Raw genomic sequence first — 26375 nt, 5'->3', positions numbered from 1 at the left:
GGTATTCCTGTGAATCTTTATTACCGTTCAGGCGATAATCCCTTCGTAGGGATCACTGGTCTACGTAACTTTCTGTCACAATTTGCTATCTCCCTTGAGAACACCCCATGGACACTTTGCAAAACATGCGCGCCTTCAGTTCTGTGGCCGAAGCCGGCAGCTTCACCGCCGCCGCCGCACAGCTGGACACCACCACCGCCAACATTTCGCGCGCGGTCTCCAACCTGGAGGCCCATCTGCAAACCCGCTTGCTCAACCGCACTACCCGCCGCATTGCACTCACGGAGGCGGGTAAACGCTATTTATTACGCTGCGAGCAAATCCTGGCCTACGTCGAAGAAGCCGAGGCCGAAGCCAGCGACGCCCACGCGCGCCCCGCCGGCCAGTTGAAAGTGCATACCATGACCGGTATCGGCCAGCATTTCGTCATCGACGCCATTGCCCGCTACCGCCGCACTCACCCGGACGTGACCTTCGACCTGACCCTGGCCAACCGCGTGCCGGACTTGCTCGATGAAGGCTACGACGTGTCCATCGTGCTGGCCAGCGAACTGCCGGACTCGGGCTTCGTGTCCCAGCGCCTGGGCATCACCTACAGCATCGCCTGCGCCTCGCCGGACTACGTCAAGGCCAAAGGCTGCGCGCAACGGCCCCACGATCTGCTCAACCACGCCTGCCTGCGCCTGGTCAGCCCGGTGGTCCTGCTGGATAAATGGAGCTTCAACGGCCCTGACGGCCAGGAAAGTGTCGCGATCAACACATCGCCGTTCCTGGTGAACTCGGCCGATGCGATGAAAACCGCCATCACCAGCGGCATGGGCGTCGGCCTGTTGCCGGTGTACGCCGCCATCGAAGGCCTGCGCAACGGCACGCTGGTGCGGGTGATGCCCAACTATCGCTCCCAGGAACTGAACCTGTACGCCATTTACCCATCGCGCCAGTACCTGGATGCGAAGATCAAGACCTGGGTGGAATACCTGCGCGGTTCGCTGCCGGAAATTCTCGCGGCGCACCAGGCGGAATTGGTCGCGTATGAGTTGAGCGGCAGCCTGGGCGGCGTGCGGATGGCGAACTGATTTCTGCCAGACGATAGCGATCCAATGTGGGAGGGGGCTTGCTCCCGATAGCGGTAATGAAGTCATGCATGTATTGGCTGACACACTGCTATCGGGGGCAAGCCCCCTCCCACATTTGGATCTCCATGGATCAGATAGAACTCATTTGGCTCTTGCTCTTAGGAGCGGCCTTATAACCAACCTGAGCCTGGAAGCTGGACTCGGTCAAAAATGTGGGAGGGGGCTTGCCCCCGATAGCGGTAGTGAAGTCATGCAGGTATTGGCTGACACACTGCTATCGGGGGCAAGCCCCTTCCCACAGAGGTTCAACGGCGTCCTGACAATTGCCGGCAGGAATGTTAGCTTGCTTGGCATTCTTCCGTAGTCGATGAGCCCGCCTGCAATGAAAAAGACTGTCCTCGCCTTCAGCCGTATCACCCCGGAAATGATCGAACGCCTGCAACAGGATTTCGAGGTGATCGCCCCCAACCCCAAGCTGGGCGACATCAATGCACAGTTCAATGAAGCCCTGCCCCATGCCCACGGCCTGATCGGCGTGGGGCGCAAGCTGGGCCGCGCGCAACTCGAAGGCGCGAGCCGGCTGGAAGTGGTGTCCAGCATCTCGGTGGGCTATGACAACTATGACGTGGCCTACCTCAGCGAACGCGGGGTCATGCTCACCAACACCCCCGACGTCCTCACCGAAAGCACCGCCGACCTCGCCTTCGCCCTGCTGATGAGCAGCGCACGCCGGGTGGCCGAGCTGGACGCATGGACCAAGGCCGGCGAGTGGAAAGCCAGCGTGGGCGCGTCGTTGTTCGGCTGCGACGTGCATGGCAAGACACTGGGCATCGTCGGCATGGGCAATATCGGCGCCGCCGTGGCCCGGCGCGGGCGCCTGGGCTTCAATATGCCGATTGTGTACAGCGGCAACAGCCGCAAGCCCGCACTGGAGCAGGAACTGGGCGCACAGTTCTGCAGCCTGGATCAGTTACTCGCCGAAGCGGACTTCGTCTGCCTGGTGGTGCCGTTGAGCGAAAAGACCCGGCACCTGATCAGTCATCGCGAGCTGGGGCTGATGAAATCCAGCGCGATCCTGATCAATATTTCCCGCGGCCCGGTGGTCGACGAACCGGCGCTGATCGAAGCCCTGCAAACCCAGCGTATTCGCGGGGCGGGGCTGGACGTGTATGAAAAGGAACCGCTGGCCGAGTCGCCACTGTTCCAATTGAGCAATGCGGTGACCCTGCCGCACATCGGCTCGGCGACCCATGAAACCCGCACAGCCATGGCCAACCGCGCCCTCGACAACCTGCGCAGCGCCCTGCTCGGCCACCGCCCGCAGGATCTGGTCAACCCGCAGGTATGGAAGGGCTGAGATAAGTCAACTTCATCGGCCCATTCCCCTAAAGCCTGGGCCGATGAAGTCGATAACCCTCCATAGATGATCAACCCTGATCCACAGAAGGTTTTTATGTCCACGTCTAAAGCCCGCGCAGACTCACTCTCGCTTCTGCTCTTTACCTTGCGCAGCGGCAAGTTGATGGCCATTAACCTGCTGAAAGTCAGCGAAATCATCCCGTGCCCGCCGCTGACCAAGCTGCCGGAGTCCCATCCGCACGTCAAAGGTATCGCCATGCTGCGCGGCACCTCGCTGTCGGTGATCGACCTGAGCCGCGCCCTCGGCGAAATGCCGTTGGAAGACCCGGACGGCGGCTGCCTGATCGTCACCGATGTCAGCCGCTCCAAGCAGGGCCTGCATGTACAGGCGGTGAGCAAGATCGTGCATTGCCTGACCACCGATATCCGCCCGCCGCCCTTCGGTGCCGGCGGCAATCGCTCGTTTATCACCGGGGTCACCCAGGTGGAAGGCGGGCTGGTGCAGGTGCTGGACATCGAAAAAGTCATCCACGGCATCGCCCCGGCACCGATTGAAATGGCGCCGACCGACTTGACCATGGAAGAGGCCGAAGTGCTGGGCAACGCGCGAATCCTGGTGGTGGATGACAGCCAGGTCGCCCTGCAACAATCAGTACACACCCTGCGCAACCTCGGCCTGACCTGCCACACCGCACGCAGCGCCAAGGAAGCGATCGACGTGCTGCTGGAACTGCAGGGCACCGTCGAACAGATCAATGTGGTGGTGTCGGACATCGAAATGTCCGAAATGGACGGTTACGCCCTCACCCGCACCCTGCGCGAAACCCCGGACTTCCAGGACCTTTACGTGCTGTTGCACACCTCCCTGGACAGCGCGATGAACAGCGAAAAAGCGCGCGTGGCCGGGGCCGACGCGGTGCTGACCAAATTCTCCTCGCCCGAACTGACCAAATGCCTGGTGGTGGCCGCCCAGACCGTGGCGCAAAAGGGCCTGTAAGCGGTGGCCGAGTATTTCCAACTGCTACGCCGCGACCTCACCCGCGACCTGCCCGCGCCGCAGTGGCCGGCCGGTACGCAGTTGGATCACTACCGCGACGCATGGGCCCCGGCGATTCACGCGGTGTTGCGCATGACCCAGGCGCAAGGCGGCGGCCACGTCGCCGACCTGCAAACCTGGCAGCGGCAGTTCGTGACCGATGCCGAGTTCGACCCAACGCTGTGCCTGGTGGCGAGCAATGCCGAGGGCATCCTCGGCGTGGTCCAGTGCTGGACCAGCGCCTTCATCAAGAACCTGTCTGTACACCCCTGCGCCCAGGGCCAGGGGCTGGGCCGCGCCTTGTTGCTGCACACCTTCCAGGCGTTCAAGCAGCGCGGCGAACCCTACGTGGACCTCAAGGTCCTGGAAAGCAACCGACGCGCCCGGCAACTCTATGAAAGCGCAGGCATGGTGTTCGTGCTGCGCGATGTGGTCAGCCAAGACTGACGGGCACTGGCGCACAACTTGCTTTCAGTGCTCCCGAACGTTGAAAAGAGGTGAAAACCCGTCACCGTTCGCGCGAGCCCTCCGACCTAGCCTGGTGACAGATCTGCCATGAACACTCATTTTTCCTGCGTCGGTTGTGGCAAATGCTGCACCGACCACCATGTCCCCCTGACCCTCGCAGAAGCCCGCCAGTGGGCGGCTGACGGCGGCAGCGTGATCGTTCTGGTGGAAGGTTTTCTCGGCAACGGCCTGGGCCTGCCACTGCAACAACGCGAACATGCCGAACGCCGTTCGGCGATGGTGCCCAGCGGCACGACCCAGGCATTCGTGGCCATCACCTTTGCCGCCTACAACCCCGGACGCTGCCGGAATCTTGACGAAGACAACCTGTGCCGCATCTATGAACGCCGACCGTTGGTCTGCCGCATCTATCCGATGGAGATCAACCCGCACATCCCGTTGAACCCTGCCGCCAAGGAATGCCCGCCGGAGTCGTGGGAACAGGGCCCGGTATTGATTGCCGGCGGCGAGTTGATGGACGCGGAACTGGCTGAACTGATCCGCCGCTCGCGCCAGGCCGACCGCGACGATGTGCAGACCAAAGAGGCGGTGTGTGCCCTGTTGGGGATTCGCACCACGGCGCTCAAGGGCGATGGCTTTACGGCGTACCTGCCGCAGATGGATGCCTTTACCCAGGCGATCGAGCGGGCGGCGAGCCAGCCCGGCGTGGCGAATGAGTGGGTGTTTCATGTGTCCGCGATGGACATCGCCGAACAGTTGCTGGACGCGGGGGCACAGCTTGCCACCGAGGTGCCGGCCAACTATGCGTTTATCCCGCTGCGCGCCGCCTAGTCGTTGGGCGCGACGGAAACGGCATCCAGGCGGTAGGGCTGAATGATCCGTTGGTATTCGCCGCTTTGCATCAGTTGTTCAAGGGCGCAGTTGAGGGCATTGCGCAAGGCGGTATCGGGCTTGCGCACCGCGATCGCCACGCCGCTGCCCAGGAGTTCGGCCGAAATGGCGGGGCCGAGGAAGTCAAAGTCCTGACCATCGACGGTATCGAGCAGCACCTCACGGATTTCCACGGTGCCTTGCAGGGTCGCATCGATATCCCCCGCCACCAGGCTGCGAATCAGTTCGTCATTGAGCCAGAAGCTCTTGACGATAACGCCCTTGGGCGCCCACCGCGCTCGGGCGAAGGCTTCGCGATTACTGCCCAGCAACACCCCGACACGCTTGCCCTTGAGCGACCGCACGGTCGGCAGCAGGCCGGATGTTCTGCGGGCGACCAGGCGCGTGGTGAACGGATACAGCTCATCGGTGAAGTTGACCCAGCGCCGACGCATCGACGTGGGCGCCATGCCCATGATTGCGTCGAACTGCCGGGCCTCCAGGGCCGGGAAGTTTTCCACCAACACCTGGTCGACCCAGGTGCAGCGCACATTCAACTGCACGCACAGGGCGTTACCCAGGTCGATGTTCAGGCCGACCAACTGGCCTTGCGGGTTGCGGCTCTGGAAAGGCGAGAATTGCGCAGCGACGGCGAAACGGATCTCGCGCCGTGGCGACTCACCGGCGGCAACGTTATCGGCCGCCAGCAATAACGCGAGCACGGCACAAATGTGTATCAGAGCCACAGGAAACGTCCTTTTCCGGAAAGTCCAACCTCACCCTCCCGCACCGACGGAAAACGCCGGGGCGGCACGGAGGCTGTGCAAGCTTTCAAGAAACGGTCGTGGCCCTACAATCAGAAATTTCAGCAGACGTTGTAGGCAATAGTCGACACAGCGTGCGACTTATTATTCTCAGCGTTTACCCATCGAACGACGGGTGCCCGGCGGCGCCATGCCTGGGGACTTGGTATGCCCGTTCTTGGCGCCGTTCTTGTACCACGGCTGGGCGGCATTCTTGGCCCCGGCCAGTTCACCCGGTTTGAACGGAAACTTGAACGCCGGGATCTCGGTTTTTTCAACGCTTTCAGCGCTGGCCGGATCGACGAGGTCGGCCGCTTCAACAGGGGGATGTGTCGGGGAAGTCATGGAAGCTCCGGAGCAGGCAAAAATTGATGCGGGGCCAGCTTGCGGGCCACACTGGCGCGCAGTATACCTGCGCCCTCAGGATCTTTAACCACCGCCTGTACGAATGGTCGGCGTTTACTGACAGCGCTGTCAGTTAGCAGTCACCTTGCTGACCGGGTTGACGGGCTATAAAGACACCTCACTCTTCCGTTCCTCTGCCCTGGCACCTCACTTCCATGCAAATTCAACGAAAAACCGCGCTGATCGTCGGAGTCCTCGTGGTGCTGGCGATTGCAGCCTGGGCCCTGACGCGGCCGGCCAAACCCAAACTGGCGGCGCCGACAGCGATCCCGGTACGGGTGGTGAGCGTGGCGCAACAGGACATCCCGCGTTTCGTCAGCGGCATTGGGACGGTGCTGTCGTTGCACAGCGTGGTGATCCGCCCACAGGTCGACGGCATCCTCACCCGATTGCTGGTCAAGGAAGGCCAGCAGGTCAAGGCCGGGGACCTGTTGGCGACCATCGATGACCGCTCGATCCGCGCCAGCCTCGAGCAGGCCAAGGCGCTGTTGGCGGAAAACCAGGCGCAGTTGCAAGTCGCGCTGATCAACCTCAAGCGCTACAAGGCATTGAGTGTCGACGACGGCGTGTCCAAGCAGACCTATGACCAGCAACAGGCGTTGGTCAACCAACTCAATGCCACCGTCCAGGGCAATCAGGCGGCGATTGATGCGGCAAAGGTGCAGCTTTCCTACACTCAGATTCGCTCGCCGGTCAGCGGCCGCGTAGGGATTCGCACGGTGGATGAAGGCAACTTCCTGCGCACGAGCGATGCCCAGGGGCTGTTCTCGGTGACGCAGATCGACCCGATTGCCGTCGAATTTTCCCTGCCGCAACAGATGCTGCCCACTCTGCAAAGCCTGATCGCGGCCCCTACCCCAGCCAGCGTCGACGCCTACCTGGGCGCCGACACCGACGGCCAGACCGGCGACCTGCTCGGTGAAGGCCACCTGAGCCTGATCGACAACCAGATCAGTTCCACCACCGGCACCCTGCGCGCCAAGGCCGAGTTCAATAACGCCACGCAGCGCCTGTGGCCGGGGCAACTGGTGACCATCAAGATCCAGACCGGCCTCGACAAAAACGCCCTGGTGGTGCCGCCGACCGTGGTGCAACGCGGCCTGGACGCGCACTTTGTGTACCGGGTCAACGGCGACAAGGTGGAGGTGGTGCCGGTGCAGGTCACCTACCAGAACAGCGACGTGACGCTCATCAAAGGCGTACAGGCCGGTGATGTGCTGGTCAGCGATGGCCAGTCGCGGCTCAAGGCCGGCGCTCGGGTCGACGTGCTCAAAGAACCGCCGCAAGTGATCCAGACCGTCGACGCCAAGGTGCAACCATGAACGCCAGCCGCTCGCCGTCGGCGTGGTGCGTCGACCACCCGGTCGCGACCCTGCTGCTGACCTTCGCCCTGGTGTTGCTTGGGCTGATTGCCTTCCCGCAACTGGCCATCGCCCCGCTGCCGGAAGCGGAATTTCCGACAATCCAGGTCAGCGCGCAACTGCCCGGCGCCAGCCCGGACACCATGGCTTCTTCGGTGGCCACGCCGCTGGAGGTGCAATTCAGCGCCATCCCCGGCATGACCCAGATGACCTCCAGCAGCGCCTTGGGCTCCAGCCTCTTGACCCTGCAATTCACCCTGAACAAGAGCATCGACACCGCCGCCCAGGAAGTCCAGGCGGCGATCAACACCGCTTCCGGCAAGTTACCCAGGGATATGCCGACCCTGCCGACCTGGAAGAAGGTCAACCCGGCAGACAGCCCGGTGCTGATCCTCAGCGTCAGTTCCGACAGCATGCCCAGCACCGAGCTGAGCGATTACGTGGAAACCCTGCTGGCACGGCAGATCAGCCAGATCGACGGCGTCGGCCAGATCAACATCACCGGCCAGCAACGTCCGGCGATTCGCGTGCAGGCTTCGCCCGACAAGCTCGCGGCCATCGGCCTGACCCTGGCCGACATCCGCGTGGCGATCCAGCAGTCGAGCCTGAACCTGGCCAAAGGCGCGATCTACGGGGAGAACAGCGTGTCGACGCTGTCGACCAACGACCAGCTGTTTCAGCCCGGGGACTACGCCCAACTGATCGTGTCCTACAAGAATGGCGCGCCGGTTCAACTGCGCGATATCGCTAAAGTCATCAACGGCTCGGAAAACGCCTACGTACAAGCCTGGTCCGGCGACACCCCGGGGGTCAACCTGGTGATCTCGCGCCAGCCCGGCGCGAACATTGTCGAGACCGTCGACCGCATTCAAGCGCAACTGCCGCGCCTGCAGGCCATGCTGCCGGCGTCGGTGCAGGTCAGCGTGTTGAGCGACCGCACCAAGACCATCCGCGCCTCCCTGCATGAAGTGGAAGTGACCCTGCTGATCGCCGTGCTGCTGGTGGTGGCGGTGATGGCGTTGTTCCTGCGCCAGCTGTCGGCGACATTGATTGTGTCGAGCGTGCTCGGGGTGTCGCTGATCGCCAGCTTCGCCCTGATGTACCTGATGGGCTTCAGCCTGAACAACCTGACCCTGGTGGCGATCGTCATCGCCGTGGGCTTTGTGGTGGACGATGCGATCGTGGTGGTGGAGAACATTCACCGCCATCTCGAAGCCGGGCTGGGCAAGCGTGAAGCGGCGATCAAGGGCGCCGGCGAGATTGGCTTTACCGTGGTGTCCATCAGCTTCTCGCTGGTGGCGGCGTTCATTCCGCTGCTATTCATGGGCGGCGTGGTCGGGCGCCTGTTCAAGGAATTCGCACTGACGGCGACCTCGACCATCCTGATTTCGGTGGTGGTTTCGCTGACCCTGGCGCCGACCCTGGCGGCGCTGTTCATGCGCGCCCCGACCCATCCGGCCCACGCCAAGCCCGGTTTCAGCGAACGCCTGCTGGCCGGCTATGCGCGCAACCTGCGCCGCGCCCTGGTCCATCAACGCAGCATGCTGGCGATCTTCGTGGTCACGCTGGCGCTGGCGGTGGTCGGCTACGTGTTCATCCCCAAGGGCTTTTTCCCGGTGCAGGACACCGGCTTCGTGCTCGGCACCAGCGAAGCGGCGGCCGATGTGTCGTTCCCGGACATGGTCGCCAAGCACAAGGCCCTGGCCGAAATCATCAAGGCTGACCCGGCGGTGGCAACGTTTTCCCATTCGGTGGGCGTCACCGGCAGCAACCAGACCATCGCCAACGGCCGTTTCTGGATCGCCTTGAAAGACCGCGGCGATCGCGACGTGTCCGCCAGCCAGTTCATCGACCGCATCCGCTCGAAACTGGCGAAGGTGCCGGGCATCGTGCTGTACCTGCGCGCTGGCCAGGACATCAACCTCAGCTCCGGCCCCAGCCGCGCCCAGTACCAGTACGTGCTCAAGAGCAACGACGGCGCGACATTGAATACCTGGACCCAGCGCCTCACCGAAAAACTGCGCGCCAACCCGGCGTTTCGCGACCTGTCCAACGACCTGCAACTGGGCGGCAGCATCACCCACATCAGCATCGACCGCCAGGCCGCCGCGCGCTTCGGCCTGACCGCCACCGATGTCGACCAGGCGTTGTACGACGCGTTCGGCCAGCGCCAGATCAACGAGTTCCAGACCGAAATCAACCAATACCAAGTGGTGCTGGAACTCGATACCCAGCAACGCGGCAAAGCCGAAAGCCTCAATTACTTCTATCTGCGCTCGCCGCTGACCAACGAGATGGTGCCGTTGTCGGCCCTGGCCAAGGTCGACCCGCCCAGCGTGGGCCCGCTGTCCATCAGCCATGACGGCATGTTCCCGGCGGCCAACCTGTCGTTCAACCTGGCGCCCGGCGTGGCGTTGGGGGATGCGGTGATCATGCTCAACCAGGCCAAGAACGAAATCGGCATGCCGGCCACCATCCTCGGCAACTTCCAGGGCGCGGCCCAGGCGTTCCAGAGTTCATTGGCCAGCCAGCCGTGGCTGATCCTCGCGGCGCTGGTGGCGGTGTACATCATTCTCGGCGTGCTGTACGAAAGTTTCGTCCACCCGCTGACGATCATTTCCACCCTGCCCTCGGCTGGCTTGGGCGCGTTGATCATGTTGTGGCTGCTGGGCCAGGACTTTTCGATCATGGCCTTGATCGGCCTGGTGTTGCTGATCGGCATCGTGAAGAAGAATGGCATCCTGATGATCGACTTCGCCCTCGAAGCCCAGCGGGTCAGAGGCCTGCCGCCGGAGGAAGCGATCTACGAAGCCTGCGTCACGCGGTTCCGGCCGATCATCATGACCACCCTCGCCGCCCTGCTCGGCGCCGTACCGCTGATGCTCGGCGCAGGCCCCGGTGCCGAGTTGCGCCAACCGCTGGGGATCGCGGTGGTCGGCGGCTTGCTGGTGAGCCAGGCGCTGACGCTGTTCACCACGCCGATCATATACTTGTACCTTGAGCGGTTTTTCCACCGGCCCACACCAACGCCCGCGTTGGCGACCACACATTAAGGCGGGGTCATGCGCGTACTGATCGTTGAAGATGAAGAAAAAACCGCGGACTACCTGCATCGCGGCCTGACGGAGCAAGGCTACACCGTCGACGTGGCGCGTGAAGGCGTCGAAGGTTTGCACCTGGCGCTGGAAAACGATTACGCGGTGATCGTGCTCGACGTGATGCTGCCCGGTCTCGACGGCTTCGGCGTGTTGCGTGCCCTGCGTGCGCGCAAGCAAACGCCGGTGATCATGCTCACCGCCCGCGAACGCGTGGAAGACCGCATTCGCGGCCTGCGTGAAGGCGCCGACGATTACCTGGGCAAGCCGTTTTCGTTCCTGGAGCTGGTGGCGCGCCTGCAAGCCCTGACCCGCCGCAGTGGCGGGCACGAACCGGTGCAGGTGACGGTCGCCGACCTGTGGATCGACCTGATCAGCCGCAAGGCCAGCCGCAACGGCGTGCGCCTGGACCTGACCGCCAAGGAGTTCTCGCTGCTCAGCGTATTGGCGCGGCGCCAGGGTGAGATCCTGTCCAAGACCGCCATCGCGGAGATGGTCTGGGACATCAACTTCGACAGCGACGCCAACGTGGTCGAAGTCGCGATCAAACGCCTGCGCGCCAAGCTCGACGGGCCGTTCGAACAGAAGCTGCTGCACACCATCCGTGGCATGGGTTATGTGCTGGAGAACCGCGGTGTCAACTAACTCCATCGCGCTGCGCTTGAGCGGCATGTTCACCCTGGTGGCGCTGCTGATCTTCCTGTTGATCGGCGGCGCGCTCTATCAGCAGGTGGACCGTGGCTTGGGCCTGTTACCCGAGGCCGAACTGGATGCGCGCTACAGCGTGTTGGAGTCCTCGGTGAAGCGCTTCGGCACGCCGGAGCATTGGACCAAGATCAAGGCCAAACTCAAGTTGTTGGCCGAGGAAGACAAGCGCATCCGTTTCTGGGTGGTGAGCAGCGACCCGAACTACGAATATGGCAGCCCGGACGCACAGATCCGCGCCTTCGCCACCGGCCCGACCGGCAAGCGCGACTTGCGCCTGGCCAATCACACCGAACCGTTCAAGGTGCTGGTGAGCCAGTTCCCCGCCCAGGACCAGCGCCCGCCGTTGCGCTTCATGATCGCCATCGACACCGAAAACTTCCGCGCCACCCAGCACCACTTGCTGGTGGCGCTGATCAGCCTGGCGTTTATCGGCGTGGTGCTGGCGGCGCTGCTGGGGTTCTGGGTCTCGCGCATCGGCCTCAAGCCGCTGAGTAAACTCTCGGACGAAGCGCAGAAACTCGCACCGCCGAAACTCTCCGGGCGCCTGCAACTGTCGCCGCTGCCGCCGGAGTTGCGTCAGTTCGTCAACTCGTTCAACGCCACCCTGGACCGCGTCGAACAGGCCTACTCGCGCCTGGAATCGTTCAATGCCGACGTCGCCCATGAACTGCGCTCGCCCCTGACCAACCTGATCGGCCAGACCCAGGTGGCCCTGACACGCGGGCGCTCGGCCGAACATTATTTCGAGGTGCTGCAATCGAACCTGGAAGAACTGGAGCGCCTGCGTTCGATCATCAACGACATGCTGTTCCTCGCCAGCGCCGACCAGGGCAGCAAGGCCACCAAGCTGATCGAAAGCTCCCTGGCCGACGAAGTGGCGACCACCCTCGACTACCTGGACTTCATCCTCGAAGACGCCCAGGTCCGGGTGCACGTCCACGGCGACGCCCAGGTGCAGATCGAAAGAGCCCACCTGCGCCGCGCACTGATCAACCTGCTGAGCAACGCGGTGCAGCACACCGCGCCAGGGCAGGTCATCGCGGTGAACATCGACGTGCGGGAGCATCAGGTGGCGATCGCCGTGACCAACCCCGGCGACGCGATTGCCAGCGAGCACCTGCCTCGGCTGTTCGAACGCTTCTATCGGGTGGACGCATCGCGCAGCAACAGTGGCGCCAACCATGGGCTGGGGCTGGCCATCGTCAAGGCGATTGCGCTGATGCATGGCGGCGATGTGTTCGTGCACAGTGACGCCGGCGGCAACACCTTCGGTATTACCCTGCCCGTCTAACGCTTGAGAACACTTCAGACCAATGTGGGAGGGAGCTTGCCCCCGATAGCGGTGTATCAGTCACTGAAGTACTGACTGATCCGCCGCTATCGGGGGCAAGCCCCCTCCCACACTGGATCGCGCCGCTTGCGCTAAATCTCTGACTGTTGCGATTTGGGCAACAGTCATTATCTTGTTACACTCTGTATCGCAGCGCTCGCCTGCGTTAATTTGACGCATCGATGAGCGCGACGGCAAAGACAGCTGACCCGCTTACCCGAATTTCCCTCGACTTTTTTCCAGGGCTCTACACTGGGAATCTGTCTTAAAGCCGCTGACTTCAGCGGCTTTTTTTTTGCCGCAAAAAAGGCCAGGCACACCCCCACGACATTGGCCGTTTCCGTTTGACCAAAGGAGCTCCACCGGTGAAGAACTCGCTGACGTTCACCCCGTTATTCCTCGCGATTGCAGCAACGATCGCCCCCCTCGCCCACGCGGCAGACGCAACCCCCACCGACGGTTTCGTCGAAGGCGCAAGCCTCAAGCTCAACGCCCGCAACTACTACATGAACCACGACCGTCGCGACATCCACACCGATGACAACAAAGAATGGGGCCAGGGCTTTCTCGGCATCTTCGAATCCGGCTACACCCAGGGCACCGTCGGTTTCGGCCTGGATGCCCACGCCATGCTCGGCCTCAAGCTCGACGGCGGTGGCGGCACCGACGGTTCGAGCATCCTTCCATACGGCAACAGTCAAGGCAGCGGCAAGGCGCCGGGGTCGTTCTCCACCGCAGGCGGCACGTTGAAGATGCGCGCGTTCGACACGGAGCTGAAAGCCGGTGACCTGTTCCTCAACAACCCGGTGATCGCCGGCGGCATGACCCGCATGCTGCCCCAGACCTTTCGCGGCGTAAGCCTGACCAACCACAGCCTCGACGGCTGGATGATCGAAGGCGGCCAGGCCAGCTTCACCAAGCTCTACAACCAGAGCGGCCACCAGCGCATCGGCACCAGCTACGGCACACTGCCGGAACACACCGACAGCCAGCACCTGGACTGGGCCGGCGTGTCGTTCAGCGGCGTGCCGGGACTGACCAGCAACCTGTACGCCGCCGAACTCAAGGATGTGTGGCACCAGTACTACTACGACCTGGACTACACCTACGCGCTGAACGACCTGATCAGCCTCAACCCCGGCCTGCACTACTACCACACCCAAGACAGCGGCCAGTCGTTGCTGGGTAACATCGACAACAACACCTACAGCCTGCATTTCACCGTAGTCGTGGGCAGCCACAGCGTCACCGCCGCGTACCAGCGGGTCAACGGCAACACACCGTTCGACTACATCACCCAGGGCGACAGCGTGTACCTGGACAACTCCCAGCAATACTCGGACTTCAACGGCCCCAACGAGCGGTCGTGGAAGCTCAAGTACGCCTACGACTTCATCGGCCTCGGCATGCCGGGCCTGACCACTGCCGTGTCCTACAGCAGCGGTAAGACCGACCTGAGCAAAGTCGATCCCACCAGCCGGGGCTACAGCGCCTGGTACAGCGCCGACGGCCAGGACGCCAAGCACTGGGAACGGGACATCGACGTGAAATACGTGGTGCAGGGCGGCAACGCCAAGGATCTGTCCCTGCGCCTGCAATGGGCGACCAACCGCGGCAGCAATGGCTACTCGGCGGTGGATCGGGATGTGGATGAATACCGGGTGATCGTCAACTATCCGATCAACGTGTTCTAAGTCGCCGCACTTTCTTTGCAACCAAACAATCAATTTTCATCGGGTAGAACTAAACTGCCAGTATCTTCACCGTTGAAGTCTGCCCGATGAGTCCACGCCCTTTTCGTACCCCATCTGAACGCACAGAATTATTGTTGATGCTAGGCAGCGGCTTCACCGTCGCATTGATTGTGATTATCGTCGCGGTGCTGTTGATCCGCGAACACGCCAGCACCCTGCAGGCGGCGAAACGCTCAACCACCAACATCACCCAACTGATCAACGCCGATGTGCTGCGTAACGTCGAGCTATACGACCTCGCGCTGCAAGGGTTGATCGCCGCCACGCAGCGCACGGATTTGTCCAAGGTATCGGGGGATATCCGGCATCTGGTGCAATTCGAGCTGTCGACGGCCGCGCTGTTCAAAGACCAAGTGCTGTTGCTGGACGCCAATGGCGCCGTCGTTGCTGACTCTTCGACGCTCAAGCCGACCTCGCGTAATTTGGCTGATCGCGACTACTTCCTCGTGCATAAAATCACCAACCAGAGCGACCTGTTCATCAGCCGGCCGTTCATGATTCAGTGCCATTGCGAGCAAGTCTGGCGCATCGCGTTCAGCCGCCGCGTCACCGGCGCCAACGGCGAGTTCCTCGGGGTCGCGGTGGCCACCATGCGCCTGGCGTACTTCGATCAGTTGTTCAACAGCCTGACCATCGGCAATAGCAGCTCGGTCAACCTGTTGAGCAGCCACGGCATTCTCCTGGCCCAGCAACCGCTGCTGGAGCGCGACATGATCAACAAGGACCTGAGTGATCGCCCCAACTTCAAGCGCATGCTGCGCGAAAGAAGCGGCAGCTTTCGGGCCATCTCGACCATCACCGGCAAGGAGCGCCTGTATACCTTCACCAATGTCGGCGAGCTGCCGCTGATTGTGGTCGTGGCATTGTCCAGTGAGGACGTGTTCGCGCCCTGGAAGCGCGCGGCGACGCTGACCGGCGGCGCCACCGGCATCCTGTGTATCGGCCTGTTATGGCTGACCTGGATGCTGCGCCGGGAACTGCGCCGCCGTTTTCGCGCGGAGAAGGTGCTGTCAGAACTGGCAGCCACCGACGCGCTCACCGGCCTGGCCAACCGGCGCATTCTGGACCAACGCCTGCGCCTGGAATGGGACCGCGCCCAGCGCTCCGCCGAACCGTTGACGCTGTTGATGATCGACGTCGACCACTTCAAGGCATTTAACGACCGTCATGGCCATCACGGCGGCGATGAGGCGTTGCGCAACGTCGCCCAGGTGATCGGCGGCAACATCCGTCGCCCGGCCGACCTGGCCGCACGTTATGGCGGTGAAGAGTTCGCCGTGGTGTTGCCGTCTACCGATATCAGGGGCGCATGGCTAATCGCCGAGCATATCCGCCGCGGCGTCGAGCACTTGCCACGGGTGGCGGGGGATGAACGGCCGATTACCGTGAGCATTGGCCTGAGTACGTGGGACAAGCGCAGTCGCATGTCCCTGGAGGACTTGCAGCTCAGTGCGGACCGCGCGCTGTATGAAGCCAAGCACAGTGGGCGCAATTGCATCGTGGAGGCAACGGCGCGATGACTGAGGCGAACAGGCCATTGTGGCTCGCTCGCCACGGAAAATAAAAAGGGCCACCCGAAGGCAGCCCTTAAAAACTAAAGAAAGAGAGTTGTTACTTACACCGCCGCAACGGGACGCATGTAAGAGATCGGTGCGGTGCTGGCATCTTCGAAGGTCACGACTTCCCAAGCATCTGTCTGCTCAATCAACTTGCGCAGCAACTGGTTGTTAAGGGCGTGGCCCGACTTGAAGCCTTTGAACTCGCCTATCAGGCTATTGCCCAGCAGGTAGAGGTCACCGATTGCATCGAGGATCTTGTGCTTCACGAATTCGTCTTCATAGCGAAGGCCGTCTTCGTTCAGTACACCATCCGCGTCGACCACAATGGCGTTTTCAACGCTGCCGCCGAGTGCGAGGTTGTGCTTGCGCAGGTACTCGATGTCACTCATGAAACCAAAGGTGCGGGCGCGGCTGACTTCTTTTACGAACGAAGTACTGGAAAAATCCACGCTTGCGCTTTGGGTGCGGTCGCGAAATACCGGGTGATCGAAATCGATCTCAAAGCTCACTTTAAAGCCTTCGAACGGGACGAAGGTGGCGCGCTTGTCGCCGTCTTCTACTGTCACTTCCCGCAGAATGCGAATGAACTTCTTGGCTGCGTCCTGTTCTTCCAGGCCGGCAGATTGAATCAAGAATACGAAGGGACCAGCGCTGCCATCCATGATGGGGACTTCGGACGCGGAGAGCTCGACGTAGGCGTTATCGATGCCCAGGCCAGCCATGGCCGAGAGCAAGTGCTCCACCGTGTCCACCTTGACGTCACCGTTGACCAATGTGGTCGACATCGTGGTTTCGCCGACGTTTTCCGCGCGAGCAGGAATCTGCACCACAGGGTCCAGGTCGGCACGAACAAACACGATGCCGGTGTCGACAGGTGCAGGTTTGAGGGTCAGGTATACCTTCTCCCCGGAGTGCAGACCTACACCTGTGGCACGAATAATATTCTTCAGGGTGCGTTGTTTAATCATGGCTTGGACCGCTTCAGCGCAAATTGCGAACTGGTATCAACAAAGGCTGGCGATAATAGCAGACCAGACCTTTGCTGAACACCAATCACCTTCATAGCCCTGATACATTCCATTAATCGGCCTGACGACGCAGGAATGCCGGGATGTCCAGGTAGTCCAGGTCATCTTGCGGATTCGGGCTACGGGACGCTGCAGCACCGGCCTGAGCCTGATTGCGCATCACGGTCGGACGGTCCAGATCACGGTAGTTCACCGACGGCAGTTCCTGGCGCGCAGGCGCTGGAGCGGCAGCCGCTTGGCTGGCGTGGCTGTTGTGGCCGGTGTGAACGGTATTGTCGATGACCTTTACAGGCTTCTCGATTTTTGCGCCCAGGCCGGTCGCGACCACGGTCACATGCAGTTCGTCGCGCATGTCCGGATCGATCACGGTGCCGACTTTGACCATCGCGTGCTCGGAAGCGAAGGCTTCGATGATGCTACCCACGTCGGAGTACTCACCCAGGGACAGGTCAGGACCGGCGGTGATGTTCACCAGGATGCCGCGTGCGCCTTGCAGGTTCACGTCTTCGAGCAACGGGTTGCGGATGGCCGCTTCGGTGGCTTCACGCGCACGGTTCGGACCGCTGGCGCAGCCAGTGCCCATCATCGCCATGCCCATTTCGCTCATCACGGTACGCACGTCGGCAAAGTCGACGTTGATCATGCCCGGGCGCTTGATGATGTCGGAGATACCGCGAACGGCACCGGCCAGTACATCGTCAGCCTTGGCGAACGCGGACAGCAGGCTCGCGTCCTTGCCCAGGATGGTCAGCAGCTTCTCGTTGGGGATGGTGATCAACGAGTCGACGCTTTCAGACAGCAGACGGATACCTTCGTCGGCGATCTGCATGCGCTTGCGGCCTTCGAACGGGAACGGACGGGTCACGACGGCGACCGTCAGAATCCCCATTTCCTTGGCCACTTCGGCGATGATCGGCGCTGCACCGGTACCGGTACCGCCGCCCATGCCGGTGGTGATGAACACCATGTTGGTGCCTTGCAGCACTTCGGCGATACGCTCGCGGTCTTCCAGCGCGGCTTGACGGCCGACTTCCGGGTTGGCGCCAGCGCCGAGGCCCTTGGTCACGGCGGTGCCCAATTGCAGGATGGTCCGCGCGCCGATGCTCTTCAGCGCCTGGGCATCAGTGTTGGCGCAGATGAATTCAACGCCTTCAATGTTGCTCTTGACCATATGGTTGACAGCGTTGCCGCCGCCACCGCCGACACCGATCACTTTGATGACCGGGCTTGCGGGGATGTTGTCTACGAGTTCGAACATTTTCCCTCTCCTTTCGTATTCTCTAGTTTTTTCGCCTACTGCTTTTTTTTACGGTGTTGCGGTAAATCGTTAGAAATTGCCTTTGACCCAAGCCTGCAACCGTTCGAACAACGGCGCTTTCGCTTCGTCGTCGCCGCGGTAGCTGTCGCGGATGCTCGGGCCCGACAGGGAAATGCCGTCGGTCTGCTTTTGCAGCCCGTACAACAGCAAGCCCACACCGGTGGAATAAATCGGGTTGCGCACCACGTCGCCCAGGCCTTTGACGCCATGGGGCACGCCCAGGCGAACTGGCATGTGGAAGATCTCTTCGGCCAGTTCGACCGCGCCTTCCATCTTCGAGGTGCCACCGGTCAGCACGATGCCGGCCGGGATCAAATCTTCGTAGCCGCTGCGGCGCAGTTCCGCCTGGATCAGGGTGAACAGCTCGTCGTAGCGCGGCTCGACCACTTCGGCCAGGGCCTGGCGCGACAGCTCGCGCGGTGGACGGTCGCCCACGCTCGGCACCTTGATGGTTTCACCGGCGCCGGCCAGTTTGGCCAGGGCGCAGGCATAGCGGATCTTGATCTCTTCGGCGTACTGCGTCGGTGTGCGCAACGCCATGGCGATGTCGTTGGTGACCTGGTCGCCGGCAATCGGGATCACGGCGGTGTGACGGATCGCACCCTCGGTGAAGATCGCGATGTCGGTGGTGCCGCCGCCGATGTCGACCAGGCACACGCCCAGTTCTTTTTCGTCGTCGGTCAGTACCGAGTAGGCCGAAGCCAGTTGCTCGAGAATGATGTCGTCGATTTCCAGGCCGCAGCGACGCACGCACTTTTCAATGTTCTGTGCGGCATTGACCGCGCAGGTCACCACGTGGACCTTGGCTTCCAGGCGCACGCCTGACATGCCCAGGGGCTCGCGCACGCCTTCCTGGTTGTCGATCACGTAGTCCTGCGGCAGGGTGTGCAGCACGCGCTGGTCCGCCGGGATCGCCACGGCCTGGGCGGCGTCGAGTACGCGCTCAAGGTCGGCCGCGCTGACTTCGCGGTCGCGGATCGCCACGATGCCGTGGGAGTTCAGGCTGCGGATGTGATTGCCCGCTACGCCGACGAACGCCGAGTGAATCCGGCAACCGGCCATCAGCTGCGCTTCTTCGATGGCGCGCTGGATCGATTGCACGGTGGACTCGATGTTCACCACCACGCCCTTCTTCAGGCCCCGGGACGGATGCGTGCCAATACCGACGATTTCGATCGTGCCGTCTTCCCCGACCTCGCCCACCAGCGCCACCACCTTGGAGGTGCCGATATCGAGACCGACGATCATTTTGCCGCTTTGCACGTTTGCCATGGGTCCTGCCTCTTCTTAATTCTTCGCGACAGCGGGTTGCGCTGCCGTGGGCGCAGCCGGTTCACGCCAGCCGACGGCAAGGCCGTTGGCGTAACGCAGGTCGACGCTCGCAATGTTCGTAATCTGTTCTTTCAAGGTCTTTTCATAGATGGCAATAAAGCGGCGCATCTTTTCCACCAAGCGGTCGCGTCCCAGCAACAACTCGATGCCCGGGCCGGAACTGCCTGCCCCGGTCGTCAAAAACCAGCTGCCCCGTTCACGCAATTCCAGGCGTGCAATGGAGAAGCCCAGCGGCCGCAGCATCTGGCTCAAGGCCTGGTACTGCTGCATCACTTGCTGCTGCGCCCGCTGCGGCCCGAACAGCTGCGGCAGGTGCTCGTAATTGGCCAGCTCACGCGGGGTGAACGCCTGGCCCTGGTTGTTCAACAGCGCCTCATCGCCCCAACGGGCCACGGGCAGTTGTTCTTCCAGGCGGATCGTCACCTGGTCCGGCCATACACGGCGGACTTCGGCGTGGGCGATCCACGGCATCTGCTCCAGCTCCCGGCGCATGCCGGCCAGGTCGATGGTGAAGAAGCTCGCCGCCAGGAACGGGCCGATGCGCTGCTGCACCGCTTGCTGGCTGATGTAGCTCAAGTCGCCCTGCACGCTGATCTTGGTGATCGGCCGGTCGGCATAAGGCAATAGACGCTGCGCGCCTTCGTAAGTGCCGAAGCCCAACACCACCAGCAACACCGGCCAGAACAGCGCCTTGAGGAAACCAAAGTTGGCTTTCGGCAGGCGCGCCGACATCGGCTCTTTAGCCACCATTCGGCTGGCACCCCGTGGCACCGGCTTGCGGCCGGGTGCGGGTGGGGGCTGATGACGAAGCGATGCGCCTTTCATGTCTTAGCCTCGCTGCCTTTCTTCACCGGCAACGCTGGCCGCCAGGATCGCCAGCACCAACTGCTGGAAATCCAGGCCGGCTGCGCGCGCGGCCATAGGGACCAGGCTGTGGTCGGTCATGCCCGGTGCGGTGTTGACTTCCAGGAACCAGAAATTCCCTTGGTCGTCCTGCATCACGTCTGCCCGCGCCCAACCGGCGATACCCAGCGCCTCACAGGCTTTCGCCGTGAGGTCCATCAATTCCTGTTCTTTGCTTGCGTCAAGGCCGCAGGGGATCCGGTACTGGGTATCGGAAGCCAGGTACTTGGCATCGTAATCGTAAAAAGTGTGGGGCGTGCCCAAGGCGATGGGCGGCAATACCTGGCCACGCAGGGTGGCGATGGTGTACTCGGGACCTTGGATCCACTGTTCCACCAACACTTGCGAATCGTAGGTACTTGCCGCTTTCCATGCGTCGATCAATTCGGCGGCCGAGTTCACTTTAGCCATGCCGATACTGGAGCCTTCATGGGCTGGTTTGACGATCAAAGGCAGGCCCAGTTCCTTGGCTGCAGAAATACAATCGTCTTCGCTGCACAGCACGCTGTGACGTGGGGTAGGAATTCCCAGGCTGTGCCACACCTGCTTGGTGCGCAACTTGTCCATGGCCAGCGCCGAGGCGAGGATGCCGCTGCCGGTGTAAGGAATCCCGGCGCACTCCAGCAGGCCTTGCATGCTGCCGTCTTCACCGCCACGGCCGTGCAGGATGATGAAGGCGCGGTCGATCTTCTCGGCCTGCAGGCGTGCGAGGAAGTCGTCACCCACGTCGATCCCGAACGCATTCACGCCCGCGCTTTGCAGCGCTTCGAGCACGGCGTTGCCGGACTTGAGCGACACTTCACGCTCAGCGCTCTTACCGCCGAACAGCACGGCCACGCGGCCGAAGTCGGCAGGGGCGATGGTGGAGAACAGGGAGGCGTAGTTCGTGGTCATTTCGACTTCCCCTGTTCAGCAGCGAGCGCTTTGTTTACGAACAAGGGGCTCGCCAGCAATTTAGGCGCAAGGCCACCGATATCACCGGCACCCTGGCACAGCAGGATGTCGCCGGCGCGCAGCAGCGGCTTGACGATCGGCGCCAGGTCCACACCGCGCTCGATGTAGATCGGGTCCAACTGGCCGCGCTGACGGATGCTGTTGCACAGTTTGCGGCTGTCCGCCCCGGGGATCGGTTCTTCACCGGCCGGGTAGACTTCCATCAGCAGCAGCACGTTGGCATCGGCCAGTACATTGACGAAATCGTCATACAGGTCGCGGGTGCGGCTGTAGCGGTGCGGCTGGTAGACCATCACCAGGCGACGCTCCGGCCAACCACCGCGCACGGCCTTGATCACGGCGGCGACTTCGGTCGGGTGGTGACCGTAGTCGTCCACCAGCATCACCTCGCCACCTTCCACCGGCAGTTGCCCGTAGACCTGGAAGCGCCGGCCCACGCCGGCAAAGCCCGACAGGCCCTCGACAATGGCTTCATCGCTGACGCCTTCATCGGAGGCAATGCAGATGGTCGCCAGGGAATTGAGCACGTTGTGGTTGCCCGGCATGTTCACCGACACGTCCAGCGGTTCGCGGTCCGGGCGCAGCACGGTGAAGAACGTCTGCATGCCTTGCTGGCGCACATTGATCGCACGCACGTCGGCGTCTTCGCTGAAGCCGTAGGTCACGGTCGGACGCTTGACCAGCGGCAGGATCTCGCGCACCACCGGGTCATCCAGGCACACCACTGCCAAACCGTAGAACGGCAGGTTATGCAGGAACTCGACGAAGGTTTTCTTCAACTTGTTGAAGTCGCCGTCGTAGGTCGCCATGTGGTCGGCGTCGATGTTGGTGACCACGGCCACCAGCGGTTGCAGGTGCAGGAAGCTGGCATCGCTTTCGTCAGCTTCGGCGATCAGGTAGCGGCTGGTGCCCAGTTGCGCATTGGTGCCGGCTGCATTCAGGCGGCCACCGATCACAAAGGTCGGGTCCAGGCCACCGGCGGCGAACACCGAGGCGATCAGGCTGGTGGTGGTGGTCTTGCCGTGGGTACCGGCGACAGCAATGCCATGGCGGTAGCGCATCAGCTCGGCCAGCATCTCGGCGCGGGGCACCACGGGAATGCGGCGCTCAAGGGCGCTGGCAACTTCCGGGTTGGAGGTGTTCACGGCGCTGGACACCACCAGCACGTCGGCCTCGACGGCGTTCTCGGCGCGGTGGCCGATGAAGATTTTCGCGCCGAAGGACTTCAGGCGCTCGGTGACCGGCGACTCTTTCAAGTCGGAGCCGGACACCTGGTAGCCCAGGTTCAACAATACTTCGGCAATGCCACACATGCCCACGCCGCCGATCCCGACGAAGTGGATACGACGGATGCGGCGCATTTCCGGTTGCGGCATGGCTTTCTGATTCTCAACCATGGGCCACCTCCAGGCAGATATCGACCACGGTGCGGGTTGCGTCAGGTTTGGCCAGGCGGCGTGCGGTGCTCGCCATGCTGTTGAGTCGTTCCGGTTGCATCAAAACCTCGGTCAGGCGTGCGGCCAAATCGGCGGCGCCAGTCGTTCTTTGCGGCAGTAGGAAGGCAGCGCCCTCCCCGGCCAAATATTCGGCGTTGCGGGTCTGGTGATCGTCGATCGCATGGGGCAAAGGCACCAGCAAGGACGGCAGACCGGCGGCGGCCAGTTCACTGACGGTCAGCGCACCAGCGCGACAGACCACCAGGTCGGCCCAGCCATAGGCTTGGGCCATGTCTTTGATGAAGGGCTGCACATCAGCCTCGACACCGGCCTCGCGATAACGCGTGGCGGTGACTTCATCGTGGTTCTTGCCGGCCTGGTGAAAGACCTGCGGGCGCACGTCCACAGGCAGTTGCGCCAGCGCTTGCGGTAGCAATTTATTCAGCGGCTCGGCGCCCAGGCTCCCGCCCAGGATCAGCAGGTGCGCCTTGCGCCCGGCCAAGGGCTGCCGGGCAATGTCCATAAACAGCTCGGTGCGTACCGGGTTGCCGGTGGTGCGGCGTTTGTCCGAGGCGCCGAAGGTATTCGGGAACGCTTCGCACACCCGCGCCGCCAGCGGCACCAGCAAGCGGTTGGCGGTGCCGGCGACAGCGTTCTGCTCATGCACGATCACCGGCACGCCCGCGAGCCTGGCCGCGACGCCGCCGGGGCCGGTCACGTAACCGCCGAAACCGAGCACACACACCGGCTGCAATTCACGGATGACCTTGCGCGCCTGCCACACCGCCTTGAGCAACACGAACGGTGCCTTGAGCAGCGACAGCTTGCCCTTGCCGCGCAGGCCCGTGACGTTGATCAAATGCAGCGGCAAACCGGCGCTCGGCACCAGTTCGTTTTCGATGCCGCGCGGCGTTCCCAGCCAATGCACGCTGTAGCCACGGCTCTGGAATTCGCGCGCACAGGCCAGGGCCGGGAACACATGGCCCCCGGTGCCGCCTGCCATGATCAGCACGTTAGCGCCCATGGGTCGGCTCCTCGGCGAAGTCGCTTTCGCTGAACTCCATCTCTTCGCTGCCCAGGTGGGTTCGACTCTCCCACTCGATGCGCAGCAACAAGCCAAGACAGGCACAGCAGATCACCAGCGAACTGCCGCCGTAACTGAGGAACGGCAAGGTCAGGCCCTTGGTCGGCAGCAGGCCGACGTTCACGCCGATATTGATCAGGAACTGGCCGATCCACAGGAACGACAAGCCATACGCCACATACGCAGCGAAATACTGTTTGGCCTTCTCGGCCCACAAGCCGATGTACATGCCGCGCACACACACGAACACGAACAATGCGACGGTACACAGCGAACCGACCACGCCCAGCTCTTCGGCGAGCACCGAGAACACGAAGTCGGTGTGCGCTTCCGGCAGGTAGAATTGTTTCTGCACGCTGTTGCCCAGGCCCACGCCCAGCCACTCGCCGCGACCGAAGGCGATCAGCGCCTGGGTCAACTGGTAGCCGGAGCCGAACTGGTCGGACCACGGGTCGGTAAAGGTGATCAGACGGGCCATCCGATAAGGTTGCGCCTGCACCAGCACGGTCACGGCAGCCACCGCCAGCACCACCATCAAGGTGAAGCGGAACAGCCCGACACCCCCGAGGAACAGCATCGCCGCAGCGGCACCCATCATCACGACGGTGGCCCCGAAGTCGGGTTCCATCAGCAACAGGCCGGCCATGGGCAGCAGCACGATGAACGGCTTGAAGAAGCCCATCCAGCTTTCACGCACTTCTTTCTGACGCCGCACCAGGTAGCCGGCGAGGTAGATCACCACGAACACCTTGGCGATTTCCGACGGCTGCACGTTGAACGCACCGAAGCCGATCCAGCGCATCGAACCGTTCACCTCGCGGCCGATGCCGGGCAGGATCACCATGATCAGCAAGCCAAACGCACCGATCAGCATCAGCCAACCCAGACGCTGCCAGGTGGCGATGGGGATCATCATGGTGACGATGCACGCGCCGAGGCCGATCACTAGGTACACCAGGTGACGGATCATCATGTACAGGGTGTTGCCCGACTGCACGGCCGCCACTTCGGAGGACGCCGACGTGATCATCACCAGCCCAAGGCCGAGCAAAGCCAGGCAACCGGCGAGCATCGGGAAGTCGAGGTCGATGCCGCGCCCGGTAATGATCGGCGACGGGTACGGCTTGATGATGTTACGGAGGTTGAGATTCATGCCAAGGCCTCCACGGCGCGGGCGAACAGCTGGCCGCGCTCTTCGTAGTTCTTGAACATGTCGAAACTGGCGCACGCCGGCGACAGCAGCACCGCATCACCCAGCTGGGCCAGGGCTTTGCACTGGGCAATCGCGTCGTCGAGGGAGCTGGCGCGCACTTGCGGCACCGCATCACCGAGGGCGGCGGCGATCAAGTCGGCATCGCGGCCCATCAGCACCACGGCGCGGCAATGGGCGGCCACCGGCCCCTTGAGGTCCTTGAAGTCGGCGCCTTTGCCGTCGCCACCGGCGATCAGCAACAGCTTGCCGTCGATATCGGCCCCCAGGCCTTCGATGGCGGCCAGGGCCGCACCGACGTTGGTGGCCTTGGAGTCGTTGTAATAGCTGACGCCATTCAGGTCGCGGACCCACTGGCAGCGATGCTCGAGGCCGCCGAAGGTGCGCAGGCTCGCGAGCATGGCATCGAACGGCAAGCCTACGGCATGCCCCAGCGCCAAGGCCGCCAGGGCGTTGGATTGGTTGTGGGCGCCACGGATTTTCAGCTCGCGCACCGGCATCAGGTTCTGGAATTCGAAGGCCAGGTATTTCTCGCCGTTCTCTTCACGGATACCGAAGGCCTTGAAGTCGGGTTTGCCCAGGCCGAAGGTCCAGCACGGCAGGCCTTCACCCATCAGCGGACGGCTCAGGGCATCCTGGCGGTTGACCACCACTTGTTTGGCGCCGCGGAAGATCCGGTGCTTGGCCAGGTGATAGGCCGGCAGGCCGCTGTAGCGGTCCATGTGGTCTTCGCTGACGTTCAATACGGTGGCCACTTCAGCGCCCAGGTCGTGGGTGGTTTCCAGCTGGAAGCTCGACAGTTCCATCACGTACAGCTCGACGTCGTCGCTGAGCAGGTCCAGCGCCGGGGTGCCGAGGTTGCCGCCCACGGCCACGCGCTTGCCGGCCGCAGCCGCCATCTCGCCGACCAGGGTGGTCACGGTGCTTTTCGCGTTGGAACCGCTGATCGCGATGATCGGCGCCTTCGCGTTGCGCGCGAACAGGTCGATATCGCCGGACAGCTTCACGCCACGCGCCGCCGCGGCTTGCAGGGCCGGTGTCGCCAGGGCCAGGCCGGGGCTCACGTAGAGCTCGTCGGCACGGCACAGAAACTCGACATCCAACTCGCCACAACGCACTTCCACGTGCGGGTAGTCACGGCGCAGCGTGACCAGCTCCGGTGGATTTTCCCGCGTATCGGCGACGGCAAACGACGTGCCCTGGTTCGCCAGGAAGCGAACCAGGGACATGCCGCTCTTGCCGAGGCCGACAACGATGCGGAAGTGGTCTGAAGCGATCAGGGACAC

At 62.6% G+C, this 26375-nt stretch carries 22 protein-coding genes; 11 read left to right on the top strand and 11 right to left on the bottom strand.

Going from position 1 to position 26375, the window contains the following annotated elements; translation table 11 throughout:
- Positions 1–107: 107 nt before the first annotated feature.
- From C8K66_RS16530 to C8K66_RS16510, 5 genes are all read left to right on the top strand, one after another.
- Positions 108–1076: a LysR family transcriptional regulator gene (locus C8K66_RS16530; protein WP_017845908.1), complete on the top strand. Its 969-nt coding sequence runs from the start codon at positions 108–110 to the stop codon at positions 1074–1076.
- A 382-nt stretch (positions 1077–1458) separates the two neighbouring features.
- Positions 1459–2433, top strand: coding sequence for a D-glycerate dehydrogenase (locus C8K66_RS16525; protein ID WP_108525404.1), 975 nt, complete (start codon positions 1459–1461; stop codon positions 2431–2433).
- A 96-nt stretch (positions 2434–2529) separates the two neighbouring features.
- On the top strand, positions 2530–3432 hold the full coding sequence (locus C8K66_RS16520; protein ID WP_017845911.1) for a chemotaxis protein: 903 nt from the start codon (positions 2530–2532) through the stop codon (positions 3430–3432).
- A gap of 3 nt (positions 3433–3435) precedes the next feature.
- The gene (locus tag C8K66_RS16515) at positions 3436–3918 is read left to right on the top strand and encodes an N-acetyltransferase (protein WP_108525401.1); all 483 of its coding nucleotides are present in this window, start codon (positions 3436–3438) and stop codon (positions 3916–3918) included.
- Between the two features lie 108 nt (positions 3919–4026).
- Complete coding sequence (locus C8K66_RS16510; protein ID WP_046484579.1) at positions 4027–4770, top strand: YkgJ family cysteine cluster protein; 744 nt, start codon at positions 4027–4029, stop codon at positions 4768–4770.
- Here C8K66_RS16510 and C8K66_RS16505 read toward each other — a convergent pair.
- Both C8K66_RS16505 and C8K66_RS16500 read right to left on the bottom strand, forming a co-directional pair.
- Entirely contained in the window at positions 4767–5555 is a 789-nt protein-coding gene (locus C8K66_RS16505) for a transporter substrate-binding domain-containing protein (RefSeq protein ID WP_057004272.1), read from the bottom strand. The genes C8K66_RS16510 and C8K66_RS16505 overlap by 4 nt on opposite strands.
- Before the next feature lie 168 nt (positions 5556–5723).
- Positions 5724–5957 (bottom strand): hypothetical protein, encoded by a 234-nt coding sequence (locus C8K66_RS16500; RefSeq protein ID WP_017845915.1) that lies wholly within the window; start codon positions 5955–5957, stop codon positions 5724–5726.
- Positions 5958–6172: 215 nt separating this feature from the next.
- On the opposite strand from C8K66_RS16500, the gene C8K66_RS16495 reads away from it, so the two are divergent.
- The 6 genes from C8K66_RS16495 (at position 6173) to C8K66_RS16470 (ending at position 15785) form a co-directional block, all read left to right on the top strand.
- Positions 6173–7339, top strand: a complete 1167-nt coding sequence (locus C8K66_RS16495) for an efflux RND transporter periplasmic adaptor subunit (protein ID WP_046384646.1) — start codon at positions 6173–6175, stop codon at positions 7337–7339.
- Positions 7336–10431, top strand: coding sequence for a multidrug efflux RND transporter permease subunit (locus C8K66_RS16490; protein ID WP_057004271.1), 3096 nt, complete (start codon positions 7336–7338; stop codon positions 10429–10431). The genes C8K66_RS16495 and C8K66_RS16490 overlap by 4 nt, the downstream gene beginning before the upstream one ends.
- A gap of 9 nt (positions 10432–10440) precedes the next feature.
- Positions 10441–11118, top strand: a complete 678-nt coding sequence (locus tag C8K66_RS16485) for a heavy metal response regulator transcription factor (RefSeq protein WP_017845918.1) — start codon at positions 10441–10443, stop codon at positions 11116–11118.
- Positions 11108–12472: a heavy metal sensor histidine kinase gene (locus C8K66_RS16480; RefSeq protein ID WP_108525399.1), complete on the top strand. Its 1365-nt coding sequence runs from the start codon at positions 11108–11110 to the stop codon at positions 12470–12472. Before C8K66_RS16485 ends, C8K66_RS16480 begins: the two co-directional genes overlap by 11 nt.
- A 404-nt stretch (positions 12473–12876) precedes the next feature.
- Positions 12877–14205 carry an OprD family porin gene (locus C8K66_RS16475; RefSeq protein ID WP_108525397.1) on the top strand — a complete coding sequence of 443 codons (1329 nt, stop codon included), beginning with the start codon at positions 12877–12879 and terminating at the stop codon, positions 14203–14205.
- An 86-nt stretch (positions 14206–14291) separates the two neighbouring features.
- Positions 14292–15785 (top strand): sensor domain-containing diguanylate cyclase, encoded by a 1494-nt coding sequence (locus tag C8K66_RS16470; protein ID WP_046384650.1) that lies wholly within the window; start codon positions 14292–14294, stop codon positions 15783–15785.
- A gap of 95 nt (positions 15786–15880) precedes the next feature.
- On the opposite strand, the gene lpxC is transcribed toward C8K66_RS16470, so the two are convergent.
- The 9 genes from lpxC to murD form a co-directional block, all read right to left on the bottom strand.
- Entirely contained in the window at positions 15881–16792 is a 912-nt protein-coding gene (gene lpxC, locus C8K66_RS16465; RefSeq protein ID WP_003171886.1) for a UDP-3-O-acyl-N-acetylglucosamine deacetylase, read from the bottom strand.
- 112 nt (positions 16793–16904) lie between these two features.
- Complete coding sequence (gene ftsZ, locus C8K66_RS16460) at positions 16905–18110, bottom strand: cell division protein FtsZ (protein WP_017845922.1); 1206 nt, start codon at positions 18108–18110, stop codon at positions 16905–16907.
- Positions 18111–18179: 69 nt separating this feature from the next.
- The gene (ftsA, locus tag C8K66_RS16455) at positions 18180–19442 is read right to left on the bottom strand and encodes a cell division protein FtsA (RefSeq protein ID WP_017845923.1); all 1263 of its coding nucleotides are present in this window, start codon (positions 19440–19442) and stop codon (positions 18180–18182) included.
- Between the two features lie 15 nt (positions 19443–19457).
- Entirely contained in the window at positions 19458–20327 is an 870-nt protein-coding gene (locus C8K66_RS16450) for a cell division protein FtsQ/DivIB (protein WP_026139894.1), read from the bottom strand.
- A gap of 3 nt (positions 20328–20330) precedes the next feature.
- Entirely contained in the window at positions 20331–21299 is a 969-nt protein-coding gene (locus C8K66_RS16445) for a D-alanine--D-alanine ligase (RefSeq protein ID WP_017845925.1), read from the bottom strand.
- Entirely contained in the window at positions 21296–22756 is a 1461-nt protein-coding gene (gene murC / locus C8K66_RS16440) for a UDP-N-acetylmuramate--L-alanine ligase (protein WP_046384651.1), read from the bottom strand. Before murC ends, C8K66_RS16445 begins: the two co-directional genes overlap by 4 nt.
- The gene (murG, locus tag C8K66_RS16435) at positions 22749–23819 is read right to left on the bottom strand and encodes an undecaprenyldiphospho-muramoylpentapeptide beta-N-acetylglucosaminyltransferase (RefSeq protein ID WP_046384652.1); all 1071 of its coding nucleotides are present in this window, start codon (positions 23817–23819) and stop codon (positions 22749–22751) included. Before murG ends, murC begins: the two co-directional genes overlap by 8 nt.
- Positions 23809–25032 carry a putative lipid II flippase FtsW gene (ftsW, locus tag C8K66_RS16430; RefSeq protein WP_017845928.1) on the bottom strand — a complete coding sequence of 408 codons (1224 nt, stop codon included), beginning with the start codon at positions 25030–25032 and terminating at the stop codon, positions 23809–23811. The genes murG and ftsW overlap by 11 nt, the downstream gene beginning before the upstream one ends.
- On the bottom strand, positions 25029–26375 hold the full coding sequence (gene murD / locus C8K66_RS16425; protein WP_108525395.1) for a UDP-N-acetylmuramoyl-L-alanine--D-glutamate ligase: 1347 nt from the start codon (positions 26373–26375) through the stop codon (positions 25029–25031). The genes ftsW and murD overlap by 4 nt, the downstream gene beginning before the upstream one ends.

Origin of the sequence: Pseudomonas sp. GV105 (assembly GCF_003058185.1) — a bacterium.
GTDB lineage: Bacteria > Pseudomonadota > Gammaproteobacteria > Pseudomonadales > Pseudomonadaceae > Aquipseudomonas > Aquipseudomonas veronii.
This window is presented reverse-complemented; position numbering and strand designations above follow the sequence as displayed.

Bases quoted from the DNA above. Each gene is read 5' to 3' on its own strand.
- C8K66_RS16485 (WP_017845918.1), top strand. From the start codon at position 10,441: ATGCGCGTACTGATCGTTGAAGATGAAGAAAAAACCGCGGACTACCTG.
- C8K66_RS16530 (WP_017845908.1), top strand. From the start codon at position 108: ATGGACACTTTGCAAAACATGCGCGCCTTCAGTTCTGTGGCCGAAGCC.
- C8K66_RS16495 (WP_046384646.1), top strand. From the start codon at position 6,173: ATGCAAATTCAACGAAAAACCGCGCTGATCGTCGGAGTCCTCGTGGTG.
- lpxC (WP_003171886.1), bottom strand. From the start codon at position 16,792: ATGATTAAACAACGCACCCTGAAGAATATTATTCGTGCCACAGGTGTA.
- C8K66_RS16470 (WP_046384650.1), top strand. From the start codon at position 14,292: ATGAGTCCACGCCCTTTTCGTACCCCATCTGAACGCACAGAATTATTG.
- murC (WP_046384651.1), bottom strand. From the start codon at position 22,756: ATGGTTGAGAATCAGAAAGCCATGCCGCAACCGGAAATGCGCCGCATC.
- ftsW (WP_017845928.1), bottom strand. From the start codon at position 25,032: ATGAATCTCAACCTCCGTAACATCATCAAGCCGTACCCGTCGCCGATC.
- C8K66_RS16445 (WP_017845925.1), bottom strand. From the start codon at position 21,299: ATGACCACGAACTACGCCTCCCTGTTCTCCACCATCGCCCCTGCCGAC.
- C8K66_RS16520 (WP_017845911.1), top strand. From the start codon at position 2,530: ATGTCCACGTCTAAAGCCCGCGCAGACTCACTCTCGCTTCTGCTCTTT.
- ftsZ (WP_017845922.1), bottom strand. From the start codon at position 18,110: ATGTTCGAACTCGTAGACAACATCCCCGCAAGCCCGGTCATCAAAGTG.
- C8K66_RS16510 (WP_046484579.1), top strand. From the start codon at position 4,027: ATGAACACTCATTTTTCCTGCGTCGGTTGTGGCAAATGCTGCACCGAC.
- ftsA (WP_017845923.1), bottom strand. From the start codon at position 19,442: ATGGCAAACGTGCAAAGCGGCAAAATGATCGTCGGTCTCGATATCGGC.
- C8K66_RS16525 (WP_108525404.1), top strand. From the start codon at position 1,459: ATGAAAAAGACTGTCCTCGCCTTCAGCCGTATCACCCCGGAAATGATC.
- murG (WP_046384652.1), bottom strand. From the start codon at position 23,819: ATGGGCGCTAACGTGCTGATCATGGCAGGCGGCACCGGGGGCCATGTG.
- C8K66_RS16450 (WP_026139894.1), bottom strand. From the start codon at position 20,327: ATGAAAGGCGCATCGCTTCGTCATCAGCCCCCACCCGCACCCGGCCGC.
- C8K66_RS16500 (WP_017845915.1), bottom strand. From the start codon at position 5,957: ATGACTTCCCCGACACATCCCCCTGTTGAAGCGGCCGACCTCGTCGAT.
- C8K66_RS16490 (WP_057004271.1), top strand. From the start codon at position 7,336: ATGAACGCCAGCCGCTCGCCGTCGGCGTGGTGCGTCGACCACCCGGTC.